This is a genomic window from Limnoglobus roseus, from assembly GCF_008254045.1.
Lineage (GTDB): Bacteria > Planctomycetota > Planctomycetia > Gemmatales > Gemmataceae > Limnoglobus > Limnoglobus roseus.
The window spans coordinates 6,510,187-6,528,427 of record NZ_CP042425.1; the positions used below are offsets into that span (position 1 = coordinate 6,510,187).

General features: G+C 66.0%; 28 protein-coding genes and 1 tRNA gene. 13 read left to right on the forward strand and 16 right to left on the reverse strand.

What is annotated here, in order from left to right; translation table 11 throughout:
- Positions 1-906 (reverse strand): hypothetical protein, encoded by a 906-nt coding sequence (locus tag PX52LOC_RS27540; protein WP_149113094.1) that lies wholly within the window; start codon positions 904-906, stop codon positions 1-3.
- Positions 907-1,089: 183 nt separating this feature from the next.
- Here PX52LOC_RS27540 and PX52LOC_RS27545 point away from each other — a divergent pair.
- Positions 1,090-1,163 (forward strand) — tRNA-Arg (locus PX52LOC_RS27545).
- Between the two features lie 44 nt (positions 1,164-1,207).
- On the opposite strand, the gene PX52LOC_RS27550 is transcribed toward PX52LOC_RS27545, so the two are convergent.
- From PX52LOC_RS27550 to PX52LOC_RS27590, 9 genes are all read right to left on the reverse strand, one after another.
- A complete protein-coding gene (locus tag PX52LOC_RS27550; RefSeq protein ID WP_246173802.1) occupies positions 1,208-2,941 on the reverse strand; it encodes a tyrosine-type recombinase/integrase in 1,734 nt (577 codons plus the stop codon).
- Between the two features lie 84 nt (positions 2,942-3,025).
- Positions 3,026-3,277, reverse strand: a complete 252-nt coding sequence (locus PX52LOC_RS27555) for a helix-turn-helix transcriptional regulator (RefSeq protein ID WP_149113096.1) — start codon at positions 3,275-3,277, stop codon at positions 3,026-3,028.
- Positions 3,270-3,455, reverse strand: a complete 186-nt coding sequence (locus PX52LOC_RS27560) for a hypothetical protein (protein WP_149113097.1) — start codon at positions 3,453-3,455, stop codon at positions 3,270-3,272. The genes PX52LOC_RS27555 and PX52LOC_RS27560 overlap by 8 nt, the downstream gene beginning before the upstream one ends.
- The gene (locus tag PX52LOC_RS27565; RefSeq protein WP_149113098.1) at positions 3,452-3,832 is read right to left on the reverse strand and encodes a hypothetical protein; all 381 of its coding nucleotides are present in this window, start codon (positions 3,830-3,832) and stop codon (positions 3,452-3,454) included. The genes PX52LOC_RS27560 and PX52LOC_RS27565 overlap by 4 nt, the downstream gene beginning before the upstream one ends.
- Entirely contained in the window at positions 3,829-5,631 is a 1,803-nt protein-coding gene (locus PX52LOC_RS27570) for a hypothetical protein (RefSeq protein ID WP_149113099.1), read from the reverse strand. The genes PX52LOC_RS27565 and PX52LOC_RS27570 overlap by 4 nt, the downstream gene beginning before the upstream one ends.
- Positions 5,622-5,942: a hypothetical protein gene (locus tag PX52LOC_RS27575; RefSeq protein WP_149113100.1), complete on the reverse strand. Its 321-nt coding sequence runs from the start codon at positions 5,940-5,942 to the stop codon at positions 5,622-5,624. The genes PX52LOC_RS27570 and PX52LOC_RS27575 overlap by 10 nt, the downstream gene beginning before the upstream one ends.
- A 686-nt stretch (positions 5,943-6,628) precedes the next feature.
- Positions 6,629-6,826: a hypothetical protein gene (locus PX52LOC_RS27580; protein ID WP_149113101.1), complete on the reverse strand. Its 198-nt coding sequence runs from the start codon at positions 6,824-6,826 to the stop codon at positions 6,629-6,631.
- A 144-nt stretch (positions 6,827-6,970) separates the two neighbouring features.
- On the reverse strand, positions 6,971-8,125 hold the full coding sequence (locus tag PX52LOC_RS27585; RefSeq protein WP_149113102.1) for a hypothetical protein: 1,155 nt from the start codon (positions 8,123-8,125) through the stop codon (positions 6,971-6,973).
- 184 nt (positions 8,126-8,309) lie between these two features.
- Positions 8,310-8,564 carry a DUF1737 domain-containing protein gene (locus PX52LOC_RS27590; protein ID WP_149113103.1) on the reverse strand — a complete coding sequence of 85 codons (255 nt, stop codon included), beginning with the start codon at positions 8,562-8,564 and terminating at the stop codon, positions 8,310-8,312.
- 136 nt (positions 8,565-8,700) lie between these two features.
- On the opposite strand from PX52LOC_RS27590, the gene PX52LOC_RS27595 reads away from it, so the two are divergent.
- Positions 8,701-9,387, forward strand: a complete 687-nt coding sequence (locus PX52LOC_RS27595) for a flagellar hook-basal body protein (protein ID WP_149113104.1) — start codon at positions 8,701-8,703, stop codon at positions 9,385-9,387.
- A gap of 81 nt (positions 9,388-9,468) precedes the next feature.
- Here the strand turns inward: PX52LOC_RS27595 and PX52LOC_RS27600 are convergent, their stop codons facing one another.
- Entirely contained in the window at positions 9,469-9,801 is a 333-nt protein-coding gene (locus PX52LOC_RS27600) for a hypothetical protein (RefSeq protein ID WP_149113105.1), read from the reverse strand.
- Between the two features lie 227 nt (positions 9,802-10,028).
- On the opposite strand from PX52LOC_RS27600, the gene PX52LOC_RS27605 reads away from it, so the two are divergent.
- Positions 10,029-10,304 (forward strand): hypothetical protein, encoded by a 276-nt coding sequence (locus PX52LOC_RS27605; protein WP_149113106.1) that lies wholly within the window; start codon positions 10,029-10,031, stop codon positions 10,302-10,304.
- On the opposite strand, the gene PX52LOC_RS27610 is transcribed toward PX52LOC_RS27605, so the two are convergent.
- From PX52LOC_RS27610 to PX52LOC_RS27630, 5 genes are all read right to left on the reverse strand, one after another.
- Positions 10,217-10,882: a hypothetical protein gene (locus PX52LOC_RS27610; protein ID WP_149113107.1), complete on the reverse strand. Its 666-nt coding sequence runs from the start codon at positions 10,880-10,882 to the stop codon at positions 10,217-10,219. The genes PX52LOC_RS27605 and PX52LOC_RS27610 overlap by 88 nt on opposite strands.
- Positions 10,879-11,109 (reverse strand): hypothetical protein, encoded by a 231-nt coding sequence (locus PX52LOC_RS27615; protein WP_149113108.1) that lies wholly within the window; start codon positions 11,107-11,109, stop codon positions 10,879-10,881. The genes PX52LOC_RS27610 and PX52LOC_RS27615 overlap by 4 nt, the downstream gene beginning before the upstream one ends.
- 45 nt (positions 11,110-11,154) lie before the next feature.
- Positions 11,155-11,685 carry a hypothetical protein gene (locus PX52LOC_RS27620; RefSeq protein ID WP_149113109.1) on the reverse strand — a complete coding sequence of 177 codons (531 nt, stop codon included), beginning with the start codon at positions 11,683-11,685 and terminating at the stop codon, positions 11,155-11,157.
- Positions 11,686-11,842: 157 nt separating this feature from the next.
- On the reverse strand, positions 11,843-12,127 hold the full coding sequence (locus PX52LOC_RS27625; RefSeq protein ID WP_149113110.1) for a hypothetical protein: 285 nt from the start codon (positions 12,125-12,127) through the stop codon (positions 11,843-11,845).
- A gap of 63 nt (positions 12,128-12,190) precedes the next feature.
- Positions 12,191-12,541, reverse strand: a complete 351-nt coding sequence (locus PX52LOC_RS27630) for a hypothetical protein (RefSeq protein WP_149113111.1) — start codon at positions 12,539-12,541, stop codon at positions 12,191-12,193.
- A 179-nt stretch (positions 12,542-12,720) separates the two neighbouring features.
- On the opposite strand from PX52LOC_RS27630, the gene PX52LOC_RS27635 reads away from it, so the two are divergent.
- From PX52LOC_RS27635 to PX52LOC_RS27680, 10 genes are all read left to right on the forward strand, one after another.
- Positions 12,721-13,002, forward strand: a complete 282-nt coding sequence (locus PX52LOC_RS27635) for a helix-turn-helix domain-containing protein (RefSeq protein WP_149113112.1) — start codon at positions 12,721-12,723, stop codon at positions 13,000-13,002.
- Positions 12,999-13,163: a helix-turn-helix transcriptional regulator gene (locus tag PX52LOC_RS27640; protein WP_149113113.1), complete on the forward strand. Its 165-nt coding sequence runs from the start codon at positions 12,999-13,001 to the stop codon at positions 13,161-13,163. The genes PX52LOC_RS27635 and PX52LOC_RS27640 overlap by 4 nt, the downstream gene beginning before the upstream one ends.
- A 49-nt stretch (positions 13,164-13,212) precedes the next feature.
- Positions 13,213-13,719: a hypothetical protein gene (locus PX52LOC_RS27645; protein WP_149113114.1), complete on the forward strand. Its 507-nt coding sequence runs from the start codon at positions 13,213-13,215 to the stop codon at positions 13,717-13,719.
- 68 nt (positions 13,720-13,787) lie between these two features.
- On the forward strand, positions 13,788-14,363 hold the full coding sequence (locus PX52LOC_RS27650; protein ID WP_149113115.1) for a hypothetical protein: 576 nt from the start codon (positions 13,788-13,790) through the stop codon (positions 14,361-14,363).
- 24 nt (positions 14,364-14,387) lie between these two features.
- The gene (locus PX52LOC_RS42905) at positions 14,388-15,065 is read left to right on the forward strand and encodes a hypothetical protein (RefSeq protein ID WP_246173483.1); all 678 of its coding nucleotides are present in this window, start codon (positions 14,388-14,390) and stop codon (positions 15,063-15,065) included.
- A gap of 99 nt (positions 15,066-15,164) precedes the next feature.
- Positions 15,165-15,785: a TapB family protein gene (locus tag PX52LOC_RS27660; RefSeq protein WP_149113116.1), complete on the forward strand. Its 621-nt coding sequence runs from the start codon at positions 15,165-15,167 to the stop codon at positions 15,783-15,785.
- 303 nt (positions 15,786-16,088) lie between these two features.
- The gene (locus PX52LOC_RS27665) at positions 16,089-16,289 is read left to right on the forward strand and encodes a hypothetical protein (protein ID WP_149113117.1); all 201 of its coding nucleotides are present in this window, start codon (positions 16,089-16,091) and stop codon (positions 16,287-16,289) included.
- 119 nt (positions 16,290-16,408) lie between these two features.
- A complete protein-coding gene (locus PX52LOC_RS27670) occupies positions 16,409-16,858 on the forward strand; it encodes a hypothetical protein (protein WP_149113118.1) in 450 nt (149 codons plus the stop codon).
- 160 nt (positions 16,859-17,018) lie between these two features.
- Positions 17,019-17,591 (forward strand): hypothetical protein, encoded by a 573-nt coding sequence (locus PX52LOC_RS27675; protein ID WP_149113119.1) that lies wholly within the window; start codon positions 17,019-17,021, stop codon positions 17,589-17,591.
- 312 nt (positions 17,592-17,903) lie between these two features.
- Positions 17,904-18,230, forward strand: coding sequence for an ArsR/SmtB family transcription factor (locus PX52LOC_RS27680; protein ID WP_149113120.1), 327 nt, complete (start codon positions 17,904-17,906; stop codon positions 18,228-18,230).
- Positions 18,231-18,241 lie beyond the last annotated feature (11 nt).

An 18,241-nucleotide genomic window follows, 5' to 3' on the forward strand; every position in this document is an offset into this window, starting at 1 on the left:
TTAAATTCGTCGGTTTTTGGTCTCGCAAATGGGGTCCACTATAGCCAGCAGCTTGGCAAGTGACGAATTGCCGGGTAGACCGCGCACCCCCATGACCAGAGCAGCATCCACTGACGACCACAGCTCACCTTCCACGCCAGTTATCGATCCCGATCCACGCTTCGGCCACGTTCCCATTTTCTTCTGGTGAGTATCGGCCCACGCAAGGATCGTCTCGACAGCCAGGGCAGATGCATCGAGGTGATTACGAACACCACGATGACGTGACAGGAATTTAGCCAGTGAGCTTCTTTCACCAATCCCACGGCCACCGACGACGAATGCCTGTGCCACCGCTGACCATGTCTCACCGACCGTACCGTCGATCGGGCCGGAGTCGCGCGTGGGCCACGAGCTGTTCTTTGCGTGATAGGCATCAGCCCACCCCAACACCTGCCGCACGGTCAGGTCGGGAACAGCCTGCACGTTTCTGACGCCACGCTGAGCTTCAAGCAACTGAGCTAGTGAAGAGCCGCCGGGCAATCCACGTCGTCCGATCCGCAGCGAGTGATCGACTGCGCTCCACGTCTCACCCTTCACGGCAGGTATGCTTCCGGCGGAGTAGATCGGCCATTCTCCGCTCCGAGTGTGGTGAGCATCCGCCCACGTCAGGATTTGGGACACGGTCAGCGTCGGAGGCATTCCTTTGTGCCGCCGCTTGCGTCTCGCGAGGAGCAGCTTGGCGAGGGAAGACCCACGATTGAGCCCACGGTTGCCGAGCTTCAGGGCGGAGTCGATCTGCCGCCAGGTAAGGTCGAGCGGGCCGACGATCGGACCGTCATCGCGGGTCGGCCATCGACCGCGCCGTTGGTGGAACTCGTCGGCCCAGCGGAGGATGTCCGGGATGTGCAGTGGAGTACGCCGCATGTCAGAATCGGGGAAAGGGTGGCCGGTGGCACTGAGAAGATATCACGACGTACTACAGCGGACAAACCGCTGGTGCCATGCGTCGTGCTGCACTCGTGCCGCCGATGATCCGCGAACACCCACCTGTCGTGGGCGAACCCGGTAGCGGATCGCAGCCTCCCTCGGTAAGATGAAAATGGCTTTGCCCCTGTAGCTCAACTGGATAGAGCAACGCCCTTCTAAGGCGTCGGTTGCGCGTTCGACTCGCGCCGGGGGTACTTCTCTGACAGCCCGAAAAACCGGCCATCCGAAGTCTGACCGGTCAGCGAAACCAAGTGTCTACAAGCAAAACCAAGCCAATTCCTGCGATGTGTGCAAAAGGACTTTCTCGCCTACATAGGCCATAAGCTGTTGCTGAGAAACAACTTGCAGATCCCGCGTTTTGCCGCCTTCTAAGCGGCAGGTTGTGAGTTCGAGCCTCACCGGGTGTACATTCGTCATCAGCCCTCATGTCTCCGCATTGGCCCTCATCGCCTTGTTTTCCAGCCTTCCTACCGATGCCCTGTTCACCCGTCCCCGGTGGACAAGTTTCCTCATGGGTCGTCACCCGTCCGCATGTTTCCGCACCAGTTGGTACATGTGGCGGTACATGTGGAATCGGTGCTAACCGGTTGGCCACGCTGCCCAATTCTTCCAGCGACGCCCGGCCGTAGACGGCCATCGTGAGCTTCGGATCGCTGTGCCGGGCCAGTTGCATGGCTTCCTTGAGGGTCGCGCCGGCCTCGTCGAGGCGGCGGATGAACGTGTGGCGGATGGCGTGGAAGTCGGCGAACAGCGGGCCGTTCGGGGAGTCCACGGCGTACGGGATACCGGCCGTCGCCAGGTCCACTCGGAGCATCTCGGCCGCGTCGTTGGACCAGTCGCCCGGCCAGATGGCTTGCCGACTCCCCTTCCCCGCGATGACTCCTCTCATCCGCCCGGCCACGTCGAGCGGTAGCGGCTGGTGGATCAGTTTGCGGTTCTTCGCCCCTCGGGCCGGCGGCGTCACGGTCGGCGGCGTGGCGTCGAGCCGGAACATCATCGGCGAAAGGATGGCCAGTTCGCTGACCCGGAAGCCGGTGGACGCGGCGAAGATGTAGAGCGTCGCCCGGTGCGGCCCGATTAGCCCGCGAACGGTTTGAGTCGATGTCTCGGCGGCGGCGACCAGGCGGGCCAGTTCCGCGGGCGACAACGCCCGGCGGTGGTGCCGCGGGTCCAACTCCACGTTGCCGATCGTGAGCACGTCGAACGGGTTGGCCGCCATCCGCTTCGCGCTCACCATGTAGTTGCCGAACGCCTTCAGGCTGGCGACGTAGGTGTTGACCGTGCGGACGCTCGCGCCCTTGTTCCGGACCGCCAACAGGGCTTCCGCCGTCGCCCGCGGGTATCGTCGGGACTTCCCGGCGCCCTCGGCCGCCAGGCCGTGCCGCAGGATGGTGGGGGCGAGTGCCGTGGGCTTGATGCCGAGGGCCGCGGCCAGTTCCTTCGGCTTGAACCACGACTGGCCGGCCGGCAGGTCACGGCCCCGCTCGCGGCGGCGGCCGGCGAGGTACCGTTGCACGGGTTCCGGGTCGATGTCGGTGGGGAAGACGAACCGGCAGGCGGTGAAGACTTTGGCCGCGCGGTCGGTGGTCTGCGCGACGTGCTTCGGCGTGGCCCCGTCGTCGGTCAGTCGCAGTCCCCACGCGGCGAGGTGGTCGGCCAACGGGGTGCGGCCGTGGTCCCGGTGCGGGTCGACGGCCCCGGCCTTCCGCATCTCGATGTCTCGGAGGATCTGCCCGAGCATCATCTCCGCGGCTTGCTTGTTCGGCGACAGGGGGACGGGCTTCCGCTTACCGTTCGGCTGCTTCACTTTCGCGTACCACGTGTCCAGTTCCTTGAGGAACTTGGTGCCGCACTCGGTCAGCGGGTAGTACACCGTCCGGCCGCCGTCCCGCATCTTCACATGGGGCTTGCCATCGCGGGTGACGACTTCGGCGTTCGGCGGTAGCTTCTTCGTGAACGTGGGCTTGTACATTTTCACGCGCGTACCCTCATCGCAGGAGCGAACAGGGTACGCCCTCCACCGGGTGTGAATCAACGGCAGGTCAAAAAGAGAAGGTCAGCGACGGGCGAGGATCTGAAGCCACACGGCGGCCCACTGGCGGCGGGCCATGCAGCCCCGGCGGCACCACTCGGCCAGTTCGTGGCGGGACCAGAGGACGGCCCCGCCGATCTTCCGCGGCTCCGGGTTCAGGTCGGCGGCGGTCCAGCGGTCCCAGGTCGCGGCCGAGACGCCACAGTAGGCGGCAGCATCGTCCCGTCGGAGGAGGCCGGGCGGGCAGGTTCGGCGTTTGGCGGTCGCATCAGGCACGGGCCGCCTCCTTCGCCGCGGATGGTCGGCGGATGCGGTAATCGCCCGTGGCGAAGAACCGCAACAACCACGCGGACGCCTGTGCCTCGGTCCCGGCAGTGCCCAGTTCGAGCCACACCCGTGAACCGGGTCGACGGTACAGGATCGCCCACCGGGCGGACTGGTCGATAGAGTTCATCGTGCCCTCTCAGTCTTGAAGTGACTCGGCTTCTTGGCCGGCTTCGCCTCCGCCGGGGCGAACAGGTGTGGGAGCGTCTCGCGGGCGAACGGGGAGATGCGGTCCCACTCGCCGCCCGACTCGACGACGACCATGTGGACGTTCGCCGGCAGCAACTCCCGCGGGTCGATCACGCCCCCGTCGCCGAGCGGCCGGGCGTCCTTGTCCACGGCGTAGACCTTCTTGCCCGTGAGCAGGCCGCGGAGCGGGCATTGCAGGAGTGAGACGGCGACTTCCAAGCCGGTCGGCGGCGGGGCCGCGAGGACGAGTTCGTGCCCATCAACGGACGGCGCACACCCATGGGCGACGAGCGTGGTCAGCAGGTCGGCGGCGGTCATGCCGGGCCTCCTTTCGCCTTCGTGGAGTTCCGGTCGGGCGAGCCGAACCGCCAGTCCTTTCGCGGGGGAGCCGGAGTAGGGCCGGGAACCCTGTCCCTCCCCGTCCCTCTGTCCCGCCTGCCGTCGTTAAAGTCCGTCTCCTTCGGCACTTCCGTCCGGCCGCTCGTTTCGGGCACCCCTGTCCCTCCCCCCGTCCCACCGGCGGGCACCCCTGTCCCTCCCCCCACGAACTTCAGGGTGAGGTACCGCTCCCGATTGCCGCCGTTTCGGCGGGCCTTTTGGAAGTCAATCCCGTGGACCTTCCGCAGGTCGTCGGCGATCCGGGTGATCCTGTTCGTGACGTCGCTGGCGAACGCCGGCCAGTCCTTCGGCTTCGGGTCGGTCGTCGGGCCGTGGGCCTCGAGTTGGGTGAGGAGTTCGGTCGCCGTCCCCTCCCACGACCCGCCTTGGTCTTTCAGCGTGGCCATGAACTTCACGACCGCCTGCGCGACCGACGAGTTCTCCACCGCGGCCTCTTGCGACCCCGAGCGGTTGGCGGTGTAGGCGGTCAGGAACGGCGACTTCGCCTCGTCCCCGCCGCCCTCGCAGGCGAAGGCGAACTTCGCGAAGTCGGCCATGCGGGGCAACTTGGTCAGGGCCACCGTCGGCAGCGTGGCGAGGCCGACGGCCAGCCGGTCGAAGATCGCGCCGAGGATCTGCGGTTGCGCCTTCTCGAACCTGGCCCAGAACACCGATTCTTCCATCCGCTTCTCTTCCGGGATGGCCGGCAGGCGGACGGCGATGAGCCGACTCAACAGGTCGGCCGACTTTACGAAGTCCTCGATGCCGCCGACGATGACGGGCCGCTTGGCGTCGAACACCATCTCCTGGTCGTCGGCGTACAGCGCCCGCGTCGAGAACCCGCCGCCGGTCGCCAAGCAACACAGGTCGTCCGAGAACCATTGGTGCAGGTAGGAAAGGTTGTCGAACACCAGAAGGTGGTTGTTCGCCGCCGCGATCATCAGGTCGCGGCTCTCCTTCGGCGTCTTGCGCAACTCCGCCTTCCCCGGGTCGGTCAACCGCTTCAACACCGTGGCCGTGGTGCTCTTGGCGCTGCCGTGCTCGCCCGCCAGGTTCAGGACCGGGTACGGACCGCCGGGCAGGAACGCCCCGCACACCCACCCGACCAGGAGCGTGAATTGCTCGCGGCCGTCGTCGTCGCTGCCGAGGTTGAGGAGCTCGCGGAGCGCGTCCAAGTCGCCGCCCCGCTCGGGCACCGGCAGGGGCTTGGCGGTCGGCGGGCGGGCGAACCGGACGGGCGGTTCCGGGCACGGCCGCCACCACCCCGGCCCGATCTCGACGACCGTGTCGGCGGCGTCGTACAGCGCGACGAGGATGTTCCCGTTGTGGCCGGCGACGCGGACGTGCGGGGTGTCCGCCGGCCCGTCCCAAACCGCCTCGGCCTCGACGAGGTTGATGGCGTTGTTCAGGGCCTCGGCCGGGGCGATCTCGCTGGCCTGCTTGCGGTAGGCGTTCGTCAGCCAGGACTTGAAGGCCGGGGACTTCACCTTCAGCGACCGCTTGCCGATCGTCGCCCACGCCGCCAGAGAATCATCGTGCCAGAACTCGGCCTGACTGCGGGCGATGAGCGCCAGGGCCTTGACCGCCGAGACGTTGAGTTCTTCCTTGGCGTCCGCCTCGCCTTGCGGCTTGGCGTCGACCGCGTCCTGCACAAGTTTGCGGAACGCGGCCTCGCCGTTCGCCACCACGAAATCGTCGAGGCCCACCTTCTCGCCGTTCGGCCCGTCCTTCAAGTCCACAAGGACAACGTCCGCCCCTTCGGCACGGAGCGACTTGGCCAGTTCCAACCGGGCGCGGTGAACCGCATCGGCCGGCCGTCGGGGTCGAAGTACGGGATGCGAAGACAGGGGCCGATCGCGTCGGCCGGCCCCTTCCAGTTGAGCGTGTTGCCGTTGATCGTGGCGTCGAACTCGGTTTGCCACCCGGCCGCCAGAGCGAACTCGGGCGGAATGCCGGACCCGGCCAGTTCGGCGACGTGTTCAGGGCAGAAGGGGTCGGCCGTTTCTGGCGACGTAGCCGGCGGCGGATCATCAGCAAGTACATCAGCCATGTGTGAAGCCCTCCACGAAGTAAAGCATGGCCGGGCTAACCGGGCGACAAACGTCACACCACGTCAGCTCACCGAAAATGATGTCGCACTCACCCCGACAATCTGCCCATGGACGGAAGCACGAGTTGCAGATCGCGCCGCAGCCGTGACAATATTTGCGGGTATTCAAGCCACTCCCCGGGATCGGACGAAAGTCCGCAGCGGGTGTGGGTACAATGGAAGTGACCAGATGATTGACCAAGTTGGGTTTTCTCCGTTGGGGTTGGGTTGGGGCCGAGGCATGTGGCGTGTCTCGGCCCCGTCATTTCGCGGTCACGACTCCTCCGATCCGTTCCAGAAACCGCGCGATCGCGGGCCGACTCGTGAGCAACTTTCCCGGCATCCTCACCGCCTCCAGACGCGCGATCTCACCCGACGGCGTCCTCGCACCTTGCGTGTGCCACCGGGCAATGGAATCCGGCGAAACCTCGAACTCCCTCGCGGCCTCCGCCAGTGGCAGGAAACCTTCGGTTTTCAGCCTTTCAATTAACTGCTGCATAACTCTCCTCTCCCCTGGTGGACCGGGGGGCATAACTCGCGAACACAGCGCCGCCTCTGGCCAACCCCGCCGACGATGCCGGCGAATGCGTCATTTGCCGCCCATGCGGGTGACTGTGGCGGATGCGCGGGGAATGGGTTGGAAGCGGTCAGGATGAGCCGCTCCAGACCGGGGCGACCGGCGGCGGTTCGTGGTCGGGCAGTCTTTCGGCGAGCTTCAACAGCTTCCGAAGAACGCAAACCTCGGCGCACAAGTACGCGAGGCGTGCCTTGATGGCGTGCTTCGGCGGGATGAGTTGGCGGGTCGAGGAGCTTTCAAGCGGAACGGACGGTGGGACCCGTGGCATGAGCCAGACCTCCTGTTGGATACGTCTGGCTAAACTCTAAGTGGACGTGAAGTGACTTCGCTTTGTGCAAACCCGTGATTCTCGTTGCGCGTTTCAGTGACTCAGAGTGCATTGGCCAAGTGACTTTCATTGCACTGACCGGCATTAGATATTCTGTTCGTCGTCAAGTAAGGGGCGGAGACTGAGTGTGTACTTGTTCCGCTCGCCCGGAACGCCGACGATGAGATTGTCCCACGCTGCCCGGTTCCGCTTCCCGCTCCGGAAGAATTGGACGATTGCCTTGGTGTCATCCCCGGAGTCACTCTTTCGGCGCAATTCACTGCTCGTGAACGTCGTCCTCAATTTTTTGTCGGTCACGAGGATCATGTGTTTGATGATCTTCAACGAGCAACTCCCCTCCGGGAAATCGAACTCCTGGTTGTCGGATGTGCGAATGACCACTTCGAACGTGGGTGAGCAATACAACTGGTCGTCGCAATAGTACGCCCAGTCGTCCTCGTAAACTTGCTTGTGGTTCGAGTCGACGTCGGTATCGTCGGTGGCAGAGTCGATCTGCGTCAGTGCCGCCACCAGTTCGGAGCGGTCCAACAAGTGATGGCGGAGGATCTCATCCACCCCCGGCATCGCCTGTTCTAGCATCATCTCAAGGGTGAAACCGATGCGCGTCTGGGCCTGACGGGCTTCGCGGGCGAGTTGAAACCGGATTTCGCTCCCCTCCACCCTGTCGAAGATGGCCTGGACGGTCGTAAACACGCTTTCAATCCGATTGCCTTGCGGGCGGATCGACCACCTCGGGCCGTGAGACGAACTCGTGACCGTGTCCAAGACCCGAACGTATGCCCCGTTTACCGGGTCCGGATAAAAAATTGCGTGCGATTGCGGGTCGGCGACGAAAGCGTCTTCGTCGTCCGGATCCGCTTCGAGTTCTCGGACGACGAGGGGTGGAGCGCCCGCGTTGCAGAGAAGACCTTCAAACACACGCCACCCGGCGCGGACCCAAGCGTCGTGCAAGCTCGTGCCGTATACGTCCGACTTGTACAGCCGGAAGTTTACCAGCCCGTCCCCGAACGGGTCCGACGGGATGTGCTTTTCGGGGAATGCGATCAGAGCGGATTCGAGCCGGCAAAGGAACAGGAACCCGGCACTGTGCGGTTCGCCAGCGGCTTCATGGATGAGGTATTTCGCCAAATAGTGTAACGCCGAAGTGATGGGCGAAGCGTCTTCGTGGTAGGTGAGGATTTCCTCGACTTGATCTTGCAGCCGTTCGTCAGCGTCCTCATCCGCATCGAATGCAGACATCGGTGTTCCCTTTTTGTGCGAGCAGCCCGCCGGCCTTCGATCCGGAAAGGGATAACGGAATCGAAGGCCGGCGTTTTCAGGCGCGACGATGGCCGTCACCGCGCCGACTGCACTCTGAAGTATACCGGCGTTCACGCGAGTGGCGGAAGGCGGGTAGTGCGATCCCCATGGCACGTACGGGCGGTCACAATCCGTCAGGACCGCTGACCGGGTTGGGGAATGGGATCACGTCGGCGACGGCCGTCACCGGGAGGATCGGCACGGCGTTGCGTGTCATCGCCTGAAAGAACTTCGTCCCGGCCTCGCCGACGCCGATCGGCACGACGCAGACGCCCCCTTGGGGCAGCCAGCCGTCATCCATGAGCGTCTTCACGGCCGTTTCGAGGGCCCAGGCGTCGGCGCCCTCGGCGACGCGGTAGTGCGGGTTGCGGTCGGTCACGGTTGGTCCTCGGAGTTAAGATTTCGGACCCGACTGGTGTAGTGATTTCCTGTCGGTCATCCTCGCCAGATCGTCTTGACGCGGCGTCGGCGAGCGGCTTACCATTCTTGCCCGTTGCCCGATACGGGAGAGAGTCGTGCCAAGCAAGATCCGACGCCTGCTCGTGCCGACGTTCGCCGCCGTCGTCGGCTGTGTAGTTCCTCGACCGCCGGGGCCAATTCCGACGATACCCCCGCCGGAGCCGGAACCTTTTACCTACCTACTGCCGGCGTTCCCGCAGCCCACGGCGTCCGGTCCCCCAACCCCACCTGCCGCGGCGGCCACTACCGAGCCATCGGTCTCGTCCACCGGCCGGCGTGATTTCGTCCAGACTGACGCGCCCTTCGACCTGGCGGTTGACGGGGCCGGGTTCTTCGCCTTCGCTCGGCCGGATGGCGGGGTCGGGTACACCCGGTTCGGCGTCCTCGGCGTCGGGCCGGCCGGAGAGCTGACGACGCAGTCCGGGCACGCCCTCGCGCAAGCCCTGGCCCCGGTACCGGCCGACGCGGTGGCAATGACCGTCGGGGCGGACGGCACGGTCATCGCGCTGGTGGCCGGCGGAAAGGCGTGCGTCACCCTCGGCCGGATAACGCTGGCGACGTTCGCCAACCCGGGCTGGCTCCGCCGCGGCCCGGACGGCCTGTGGTCGGAAACGCCCGAGAGCGGCGCGGCTCAGGTATGCGAGCCGGGCGAGGGGATCGCCGGAACGATCCGGCAGGGCTTCCGCGAGAAGCGATCGGACGGGTTCGCCGATCCGCCCTCGTCAGTCCGGGCCAACCCGTAGCGGCAAGAGGTGGCTTGACCGGCATCCGCGCGGCGAACTGACCGCGGCCGAACTTCCTTCGTTGAGTGACCGGCCGAGTTGTCAAAGATCTCGGCCCGGCCGTAGCCCCGCCGCGACGAGCAGTTCGGCCGCGCGCATCGGTGTCAGGGCGGTGACTTGCCATTCGGACATGAGTCGTTCCAGCCGCTTCGCCGCTCGCGCCGGCCCGCCCTCGGCCCGCTCGCGTCGCTTCCGCAACCGCTGTTCCTGCACCTCCGGCGGCGCGATGGTGTCGCCGGCGAACACGACGCTCACGAAGTGCGGGTACACGTCCACCACCGGCAGCGGCGTCGGCTCCTCGCCTTCGCCCAGGACGGGGGGGGCGTCCCCAAGGGTAAGGCCGCGGGCGAACCAGTTGTTGCCGGCAACGCTCATCTCGCAATTCCCCGCTGAGGTCGGTGCTCGATCTAACCTCCCACGCCAACCGCCTCCGATCGCCTCAACCGTGGCGGAATCGAACGGTGTGTGTCGAAGCAGTACCGCAGAACCGAACACACGAAGCAAAACTTCGGACATTCCGTCGGACGGCTGGGTTTTTCCGCACGTGGCGAGTCGCCGGCGGGGGCTTACTGAGTAGGCTCTCGCCCGCTCGGAGACTTCCCATGCCGATACGATTCTCCTCCCGGGTCATCCCCGGCGTGTTCATTGCTGGCACCGCATACCTGTTGACCTCGACCATGGTCGAGTACCGCCGGTACGCCGATCAACTCGATCACTCCTCCCGGCAGTTGACCGACTTGGAGCTTCGGGCGGAAGTCGTTCAGTACGAGCAGGCCGCGATGGGAGTACTTCACCCCCGGCCGCCGGTCCTGCCGGCCGTCGCGGTCCACGCCGGGGCCGCGTCGCCGGAGACTGCTCCGCCGGCGAAGGAGTTGTGAAACGGCGGCCGGGCAGGGTCGCCCTTGGCCCATCCCATCGCGATCAGCGCCTCCACTGTGGCGGCCGTGGTCGTCACCTCGGCCTGTTCCAGCCGCTTGACGGCCCGCTCGACGCGGGCCAACTCGCGGGCCAGTTCCCGCCGGCGGCGGGCATCCAGTTCGGCGAACTGCTCCTCGACGGTGGCCACCTTGCCGCCGACGAACACCTGCCGGACGTAGGACGGAAACGTGTCGCGGGCGGACACGCTCACGACCTCGCCGCCCATGACGACATCGACCAACCGACCGGCCGCAAGAGCCTCTTGAACTTCGATCGGCAATCGGGCGACGGCCCGCAGCACCCGCCGAAGGTCCGCGAACCGGACCACGGCGGCGGCGGACAGTGTCCTCGCCGCAATCGGTGGTAGGTACTCGCGCATCACGACGGACTTCAGCGAGCACGTCATCCCCCGGCGGACGACTTCGGCGTACAGGGCGGCCCCCCGCTCCAACCCGGCCACGGTGACGGCGAATATGCCCTCCAACTCGGCGAGCACTTCCCGGTCTTCGAGTTCGGTCACGGGGCGGCCGGCATTCATCTCGTGGGCCCCCAGCCCTCGGCAATCGCGATGCGGACGATCTCCCGCGGCGACGGCCGCAGGTTCTTGGCGGCCAGAACTTCGTTAATCTTCCACACGAGCCGATCCGTCTGATCGTCCGTCGGCACGTCCGCCTTCGGGGGCGGCGGGGCCTTCTCCTTCTTCGGCTTCGTCGCGGCCTTCTGCTTGGCCTTGAGTTGCACTTCCTGCTCGCGGGGCGTGAGCACACGGCCGTGCAGGACGCAGTGCGTCAGCCCGGCGTCGAAGGCTTGTCACACGCTCATGGCGTGGGGCGACTGGCCCACTTCCTTCACGACGGCGATGCGGTGATCGTCCGCGGCCAGTTTCACCTGCTCGGCCGGGGGGAACTTGGCCAGCGCCCTCAGTGCCTTCGGGGCGTCGGCCATACTGCTGACGAGTTCGGCGGACAGCTTGCCGGCGGCGATGGCCGGGAGCCATTCCCCAAAAACGACGGACCGGAACTGAATCTTCAGGCCGCGGCGGTTGGCTTCGAGGAGTAAGTCGCCGGCGCGTTTCAGAACGGACAGCGACAAGGTGAAGAGGCCGGCCAGCTCCGCGGCGATGGCGTTATTGTCCATCGCCGACGGCGGCGGCAAGGCGTCCCAGGTCGTGCAGTTGGTCGAGTTCGCGGCGGCGGGCCGTATCGCGGCGCTTCCGCTGTCGTCGGCGGTGTGGGCCGGGGCGTGAGTTTCGCAAAACCGCTTCACCGCGGGGAACACCATCTCGGCGATGGCGTCCCGCGCTTGGGTGGACAGTCTGGCGGCGCTCGTGTCCATGGTCATCGGCAATCCTCCGTGTGGTGATGGCCTGCGCGCGGGTAGGTGCGCGCAGACTCCCCGGCCCACCGGCGAGAGTGGGTGTACGCGATTGTCCGGGGGTTAGGGTGTTCCAATGAACCCCGCGGCGGATCGCTTCCTTGCGCCGCCGCGGGGGCAACGATCACGCCGTCCCAGGCTCGGGGTGTTGGATCGACCCCCGGCGGCTCTGCCGGACCGCGCGGGGGGAGAGGCGTCCCTGCCTCGGGGGTGTTTGCTTCCCGCCGCCCATCATCGGGGGCCGGCCGTCGGGCGCAAGGTCGGTTGCGGGCATGTCGTCGAATTGATCGATCGGGATGAGAAGGTGGGCCACGGGCTTCCCCGCCCGGTCGAGGGCGTTCAGCACGGCGACCAGATCGAGCGCGAAGACAGCCTCGGCACTTGCGGGCGCGGTGGCGTTCGCTTTCATGTCGGTGACTCCGTTCGTCGTGATGCGCACCCTCCCCCTCAAAGGGGAGGGAAGGAAGTGGGGTCAGGCCGCGTGCGCCGGGGCAGCGTCGAGGACGCCATCTGCCAGGAGTTCCTTGGTGCAGTCGCAGTGCTTGCACGTCTTCTTGAAGCAGTACCCCGTGCAGGAGCACTTCACCGGCTGGCCGCGGTGGTTCAGCGTCACCCCGTACACCTCGCCGTCGGTCAGCTTCACGAACAGCACTTGGCCTTCTTCCAAGGCGACGCCGTAGCTGACCGTGTCGCGCTTGCTCTGAACGATCGTCAGCGTGCCGATGGAAGGCGACATGGCGTCCGCGGACGGCAAGAACGCCCACCGGCGGCCGGCCTTGTGCGTGAGCGTCGGGGCGAGTTGGCCGCAGGTCGGGAGGGGCATGGCAGGTTCCTCGGCGCGCACCCTCGACGCGGACGGCGGAACGATTCCGCTCGCCTGAACCCAGGTTCACATAGCGTAGGTGGTGCTGTGGTGGTAGAATACTCCCAGAGGAGTACCTTGTCTACTCCTCTGGGAGTAGTTTTCCAAAGATTCTCCCAACTTTTTTCCCAGTGGTCCCTATGCCCTTTCCGCATCTGAAGTTGAAGCAGCGTCGCGAAGAACTTGGCTTGACAAGGAAGCAGTTGGGCGAGAAGTGCGGTGTGCCGGAGCGCCACATCGAAGCAATGGAGCAGGGCCGCAAGGTGAATCCCACGCACGACACCCTAGAGGCGCTCTGCAAGGGGCTGGAAGTGGACTGCGCTTTCTTCTTCACCGAAGACGCTGAACAGCCGCCTCCAGTTGTTGGCCTTCCACCAAAGGCGAAGGAAGATGGCAAGCCTGCGAAGGGCAAGAAGAAGTGACCCCGCCCACCTTCGCCGAGAAGCTGACCGAACTCCGCGCCGCGTCCGGCCTGACGCAACAGGAACTCGCGGAGAAGACGGGCGTCCCGCTCGCGACGATCCGCCGGTTCGAGGCCGGGAAGAACAAGCGGTCCCCGTCGTGGGGGCTGGTCGTGTGGTGAGCGACTCCCGAAGGAGTGATCCTGTCCCATCCTCACCAGGATGCCCACCGTGCCGGAGAATCGAGAGTTACCCCCGCGGGCGAAAACCCTCTACTCGTGGCAGAGCAAGGCCGGCGGGGCGGCCGTGACCACTGCCCTCGCCGCCCTCGGCGCGTGGTACAACTGGCCGACCTCTCAGTCGGTCATCCTTTTTCTCGCCATCGTCTCCGTCGGACTGTGCTACGTCGTCTACCGGGGGTTCCCGTGCCCCCGCTGCTCTCGCGGCATGTGGAAGGCGAAGTGGCCCGGCGACGCCCGCGGGCGGGCTGGTTACGGTGCCGGAAGTGCAACATCGTCTGGGACACAGGAACCCGGGTGGAGGAGAGGGAAGCCCCGCGGCCCTGGGACCAGTAGCCATGCCCGTCATCGTCGCGACCGTGCTCGCACTTCGGTTCTATCTGAAACGGTTTCAGATAGAACCTCGACACCCATGCCCATCATCGTCGCCGTCGTGCTCCTGCTGGCTGGCGTGCTGTTCTGGTTCGTCCCCGGCCGCCACCGGCGTGTGGTGAAGTGATCGCCCCACGGCCCTGTTGCCGTTTTCCGACAACTCTCCCGTCGTCCAGAGCGACGGGAGAGTCCGAAATGGAGTTGCTCCCCATGGCGTCCGGTCAAAGCCCCCGGGGGAAGTTGCCATCTCCCACTTTCGGCGGGGCCCCCATCAGTGGGTCAATCGTCACGGTGGTCTGGTGCCTGCTCGCGGGGATCGCGGTCGTATTTTCGCGCGTAGACCACTGGCCGCCGCCCTGGCCGGACCTCACACTCCTCCCGGCGGCCGTCGGGGGCGTCCTGCTCGCGGTCGTGGTCCTCCGCATTGTTCGTTCGCTCCGGGAGCCGCGTCCGACACTGTTCCTCACCACGGCCCGATCCGAATCGGGGATGCTCATCAACCTCCGGTTCACCTTCCCGGCCCCGGTGTTCGACGGCCGGCGTGCGGTGGCCGTGGTCCGGTGCGAGCGCTACACGACGTTGAGCGACGGGGAGACAACGGAGGAGCGCCTTTGGACCAATCGGTGCACCATGAGGGTTCACTCCGGCGAGTGCGCGGGGGTGGTGAAACGGCCGCAGGGGTTGCCCCCAACGCCGCCGGGTAGGAAGTCCACCGACGTGTGGTACGTCGATCTGGAGTGCGGCGGGTACTGGCTGGTCTACGCGGTCTAGGCGCGACCGCGGGGAGGGCAGGCGATGACGGAAGCGGAGTGGCTGGCGGCATCTGATCCGGACCCGACGCTCGCCTTCTTCGACGCAACAGTGTCACACCGGAAACTCCGCCTCTTCGCGGTCGCGTGCTGCCGTCGTCAACCGGCGGCGAACGAGGCGTGGGATTGTTGGGAAAATGCCGCAGAAGTTGCGGAGGCGTTCTGTGACGGACGGGCCGACTCCGCGGCGATGGACCGCGCGCAAGCGAATGTCGAAAGTCGGCTCGAACTATATCCGGGCGAACCAGTTTACAACGCTGGCTTCTGGGCCTGTGGTCGGGACATCGTCCGCGATGTGATCGGTGCCGCCTTCTACTCGGCGAACCTCATTGCCAGCTCACAAGTTGAGTTTTCGTCGCGTGACCACGACGACAGGTATGCGGCCGTCCGAGAGGTAGAACGACGGTGTCAATGTGTGATCCTCCGCGACATCTTTGGCAACCCGTTCCGCCCCGTGACGTTCTCCCCATCGTGGCTCACCACCACCGCCGTCGGCCTCGCGGAAGCGATCTACGCCGACCGCGCGTTCGACCGCCTGCCCATCCTCGCGGATGCGTTGCAGGACGCCGGGTGCGAGGACGAAGCGATTCTCGCCCACTGCCGGGGCGACGGGCCGCACGTCCGCGGGTGCTGGGTCGTCGACGGGGTGCTGGGCAAGGGGTAACAGGGCGGAAAGCGGAGCGGCGGCGACTTCTCACCACGTTCTCAGTTGACCCATCTCGACCGGCGTCCGTAAATTCAGAACAAACTCACGAGACACCCGATGTTGAAACAACTCCCCACATGCGCATTCTCTGCGTCGCTGTTAATTTTCCTCGTCGGCGTCCCGTGCACCTCGGCCGCTCCCGTGCCCAAGGTTGCCGACCAGAAGCCGTTCTACCCGACCGCGGTCGGCACGAAGTGGGTCTACCGGCAGGAAAAGCGGGAGTGGATGGACGAGATCACGGCGGCCGAGCAGCGCGACGCGGTCACAACGCTTACCGTGCGGCGAACGGAAGGAAAGGCATTGTCCGAGGACATCTTCAGCGTTTCGGCCGACGGGGTCACGTGGGTGACGACCGATAAGTTCCCAATCGAAGCGCGAATCCTCAAGCTTCCGCTCGCGACGGGCGACCAGTGGTCGGTCGATCCGCCCGTCGTCCGGGGCATCCGAAATGAACCCGGAGAGTACACCGTCGGCACCGCCGAAGACGTGACGGTCCCCGCCGGCAAGTTCCGGGCGTACCCCGTTCAGTTCGTGGAGGCCGAGCGAAACGGGAAGAAGCCCAAGGAATCGGGGACGAAAAACACCCACTGGTACGCCCCGGGTGTGGGCCTCGTGAAATTCCGGAACGAGAAGCCGGAACTCATCCGGGAATTGAAGTCGTTCACCCCGGGCAAGTGACAGCGACGTATTCGGTTGACCTTAGCCGTGCGGTGACTCCTTGGCCGTTTACCCACTCAGCAACGCGCCGGTTCGTCCCCCAGGTTCTTGACTTGCGGCCGCCGGCGGGGTCCAATGTCGTGCCGGTGTTATCATGCGCCGGCGCATACGAATACACTGCTCGGCAGAGGGTACGCGGGTGGGCGAGCGTGAGTCACGGCCCGACATCATTGCCGCGGGCCTCGTGGCGGGGGCCTCCGTCGTGATGTTCTGGGCGGTGTTCGCGGACCTGCTGTCAGCCTCGTCGGGGGCAGCTTGCGCGTCATGACCCCGCTGCCCGCACTGACCTTCTTGTTCGGCCACGCCTGTTGGCTAGTGTGCCTCGCGTTGGGCGTACGCCAGTTGTTCGTCCGGCCGCGGTGGTACGGGCTTGTCACGATTGGGATCGGCGTCCTGCAATTCCTCGCGGTCCCGCTGGCCATGTGGCTGGTCATGCGGGCGCAGGGGATCGAGTGGGGGTCGTGAGGCCCCAGGCACCGAACCTGGCGCGACACCAGACCCGGCCAACTCCTGACCGATTGCTCTCTGCAACGCGGCACTTACATCGTTTGGTCGTTTGGCCCTGTATTCACACGGAGGCGGCAATGCTCGGCGGGGATCTGCACTCGCCACTTAATCAGGCGATCTTCGCCGCCTCCCGCGCCATGGACGCCGTGCTGCGCGCCTGTCGGGAGATGACCGTCGCCGGCCGCGAAGAGCGGGCGAGGCTGAGAGACAGGTGCCTCCCCGCCTTTGCCGAGATGCGGCGACTGGCCCGCGACTACTTCGCCGACCGCGCGACCATCCCGCCAGCCATCGACACCCTGGAGCGAGCGGTGGCCGAGTTGGCGGGGCTGCCGGTGCCGGATGTGGTGCCGATGGCTAGGTTCCAGTGCCCGGCCTGTCATTCGCGGCTGGAGCGGCGGAATAGGTACGGTGGCTGGGCGCCGTTCCGCCCGACCAACATCTTCTGCGGCCGGTGCCTCCATTTCATCACTCTCGCATTGAGAACGCTGGAGACGTGGGAGGGAGGGTTCGGCACCGACGGTATCTGAGTAAGGCGTGCCGAACTCGCCGCTGTATCAGGGCCATACCTCTCCTGACCCCTTGCTCGGCCAGAATCGCAGCGAACCGCCCGCACATCGTCCTTGCCCCGTTCCGGCTTGGCGGGGTACGCTCAGTTCACACCGCCCCCATCTCTACCGAGGACACCCGATGCTCCGCGCGCTCGTCGCTCTGCTCGTCGCCCTCCTGGTCGCAACGGCCGCCCCGGTCCCCAAAGGTGGCGGCAAGTCGCCCGTCTGGAAGTTCGGAGCCTACGAGTACGCCCTCCCGACCTGGTGGGGGTCGGTAGACGCGGATGTCCCCAAGGACCTGAAGGACTGGAAGGACGTCTCCGCGTACCTCCACATGAAGTACGGCCAGGACACCGGGACGAAGGACACGTGGAAGTCGGCGTTGAAGGCGTGGGCCATCTACGACCGACGAAGCGACGGCTTCCCCGTGTACCTGGCCCACTGCCACAAGTGCGGCGGGGAGGTCCAACGCGCGGCCGACATCTATGCCGCACTGTACAAGTTGGCGGACACTCGGAAAGACAAGCGAGAGTGGTATCAAGCCTACCTGGCGTACTGCGCCGGCGGGTGCTACGAGTTACTCAAGGACACCGACGAGGCCGCCACCTGGTACGGGCGGTCGGCCGAACACGTCGGCAACAGGGATCAGGCGATCGACTACTACGCCAAGGAGTCGGCCAAGAAGGCAAAGGAACTCCGGGCTAAGAAGTGAGCGAGGGTTCGCCGGCCGGCCCACAAGTCCGCGGCCCGCTCGCCCCGGGACTTTTTAAACCGTGGCACGGACTGCGGCGGTTCGCGGGCAAATCACCCACTTGGCACTCGCCGCTGACCACGACTGCGTACGGGACCGAACCCCGTCGCCGGGACCGCCGGAAGGCGGCGGGTGTAGGATAACCGATCGGGCGGGCAGCGGGGACAAGAATCGCCGCCAACGGTGTCCCGCACTTCCGGGTTGCGCTCGGCCTGGTGCGCGGGTAAGGTCCCGGGATGGCCAACCGATCGCCCGGCCCGCCACTGAAAGCCCATGACCGACTACCCAGCCGCCCGCACGTTGGCCGAGCAACTCACGGCCCTGTCGGAAGCCACCCGCATTCAACTCGTCCACGAGATCGCCCACGGCCCGTGTACCGTCGGCGTCCTCTCGCGGCGGATCGGAGCGGCATACGTCAACGTCTCGCACCACCTCGGCCGCCTTCGCGCCGCCGGGGTGTTGACCAACTCGAGGGACGGGCGGCGGGTCGCGTACAGCTTCGCCGACGGCGTCTTCACGCCGTCCCAGGCGGCCGACATCCTCGGCACGCTGCACTTCGGCGGGTGGCGGATCAGCATCGGGCGGACGGCGGGGAAGTGACGCTGGAGTCG

Excerpts from the sequence above, each read along its gene's own strand:
- PX52LOC_RS27540 (WP_149113094.1), bottom strand. The coding sequence starts at position 906 with ATGCGGCGTACTCCACTGCACATCCCGGACATCCTCCGCTGGGCCGAC.
- PX52LOC_RS27550 (WP_246173802.1), bottom strand. The coding sequence starts at position 2,941 with ATGTACAAGCCCACGTTCACGAAGAAGCTACCGCCGAACGCCGAAGTC.
- PX52LOC_RS27560 (WP_149113097.1), bottom strand. The coding sequence starts at position 3,455 with ATGAACTCTATCGACCAGTCCGCCCGGTGGGCGATCCTGTACCGTCGA.
- PX52LOC_RS27565 (WP_149113098.1), bottom strand. The coding sequence starts at position 3,832 with ATGACCGCCGCCGACCTGCTGACCACGCTCGTCGCCCATGGGTGTGCG.
- PX52LOC_RS27575 (WP_149113100.1), bottom strand. The coding sequence starts at position 5,942 with ATGGCTGATGTACTTGCTGATGATCCGCCGCCGGCTACGTCGCCAGAA.
- PX52LOC_RS27580 (WP_149113101.1), bottom strand. The coding sequence starts at position 6,826 with ATGCCACGGGTCCCACCGTCCGTTCCGCTTGAAAGCTCCTCGACCCGC.
- PX52LOC_RS27585 (WP_149113102.1), bottom strand. The coding sequence starts at position 8,125 with ATGTCTGCATTCGATGCGGATGAGGACGCTGACGAACGGCTGCAAGAT.
- PX52LOC_RS27600 (WP_149113105.1), bottom strand. The coding sequence starts at position 9,801 with ATGAGCGTTGCCGGCAACAACTGGTTCGCCCGCGGCCTTACCCTTGGG.
- PX52LOC_RS27605 (WP_149113106.1), top strand. The coding sequence starts at position 10,029 with ATGCCGATACGATTCTCCTCCCGGGTCATCCCCGGCGTGTTCATTGCT.
- PX52LOC_RS27610 (WP_149113107.1), bottom strand. The coding sequence starts at position 10,882 with ATGAATGCCGGCCGCCCCGTGACCGAACTCGAAGACCGGGAAGTGCTC.
- PX52LOC_RS27620 (WP_149113109.1), bottom strand. The coding sequence starts at position 11,685 with ATGACCATGGACACGAGCGCCGCCAGACTGTCCACCCAAGCGCGGGAC.
- PX52LOC_RS27625 (WP_149113110.1), bottom strand. The coding sequence starts at position 12,127 with ATGAAAGCGAACGCCACCGCGCCCGCAAGTGCCGAGGCTGTCTTCGCG.
- PX52LOC_RS27630 (WP_149113111.1), bottom strand. The coding sequence starts at position 12,541 with ATGCCCCTCCCGACCTGCGGCCAACTCGCCCCGACGCTCACGCACAAG.
- PX52LOC_RS27635 (WP_149113112.1), top strand. The coding sequence starts at position 12,721 with ATGCCCTTTCCGCATCTGAAGTTGAAGCAGCGTCGCGAAGAACTTGGC.
- PX52LOC_RS27650 (WP_149113115.1), top strand. The coding sequence starts at position 13,788 with ATGGAGTTGCTCCCCATGGCGTCCGGTCAAAGCCCCCGGGGGAAGTTG.
- PX52LOC_RS42905 (WP_246173483.1), top strand. The coding sequence starts at position 14,388 with ATGACGGAAGCGGAGTGGCTGGCGGCATCTGATCCGGACCCGACGCTC.
- PX52LOC_RS27660 (WP_149113116.1), top strand. The coding sequence starts at position 15,165 with ATGTTGAAACAACTCCCCACATGCGCATTCTCTGCGTCGCTGTTAATT.
- PX52LOC_RS27665 (WP_149113117.1), top strand. The coding sequence starts at position 16,089 with ATGACCCCGCTGCCCGCACTGACCTTCTTGTTCGGCCACGCCTGTTGG.
- PX52LOC_RS27670 (WP_149113118.1), top strand. The coding sequence starts at position 16,409 with ATGCTCGGCGGGGATCTGCACTCGCCACTTAATCAGGCGATCTTCGCC.
- PX52LOC_RS27675 (WP_149113119.1), top strand. The coding sequence starts at position 17,019 with ATGCTCCGCGCGCTCGTCGCTCTGCTCGTCGCCCTCCTGGTCGCAACG.
- PX52LOC_RS27680 (WP_149113120.1), top strand. The coding sequence starts at position 17,904 with ATGACCGACTACCCAGCCGCCCGCACGTTGGCCGAGCAACTCACGGCC.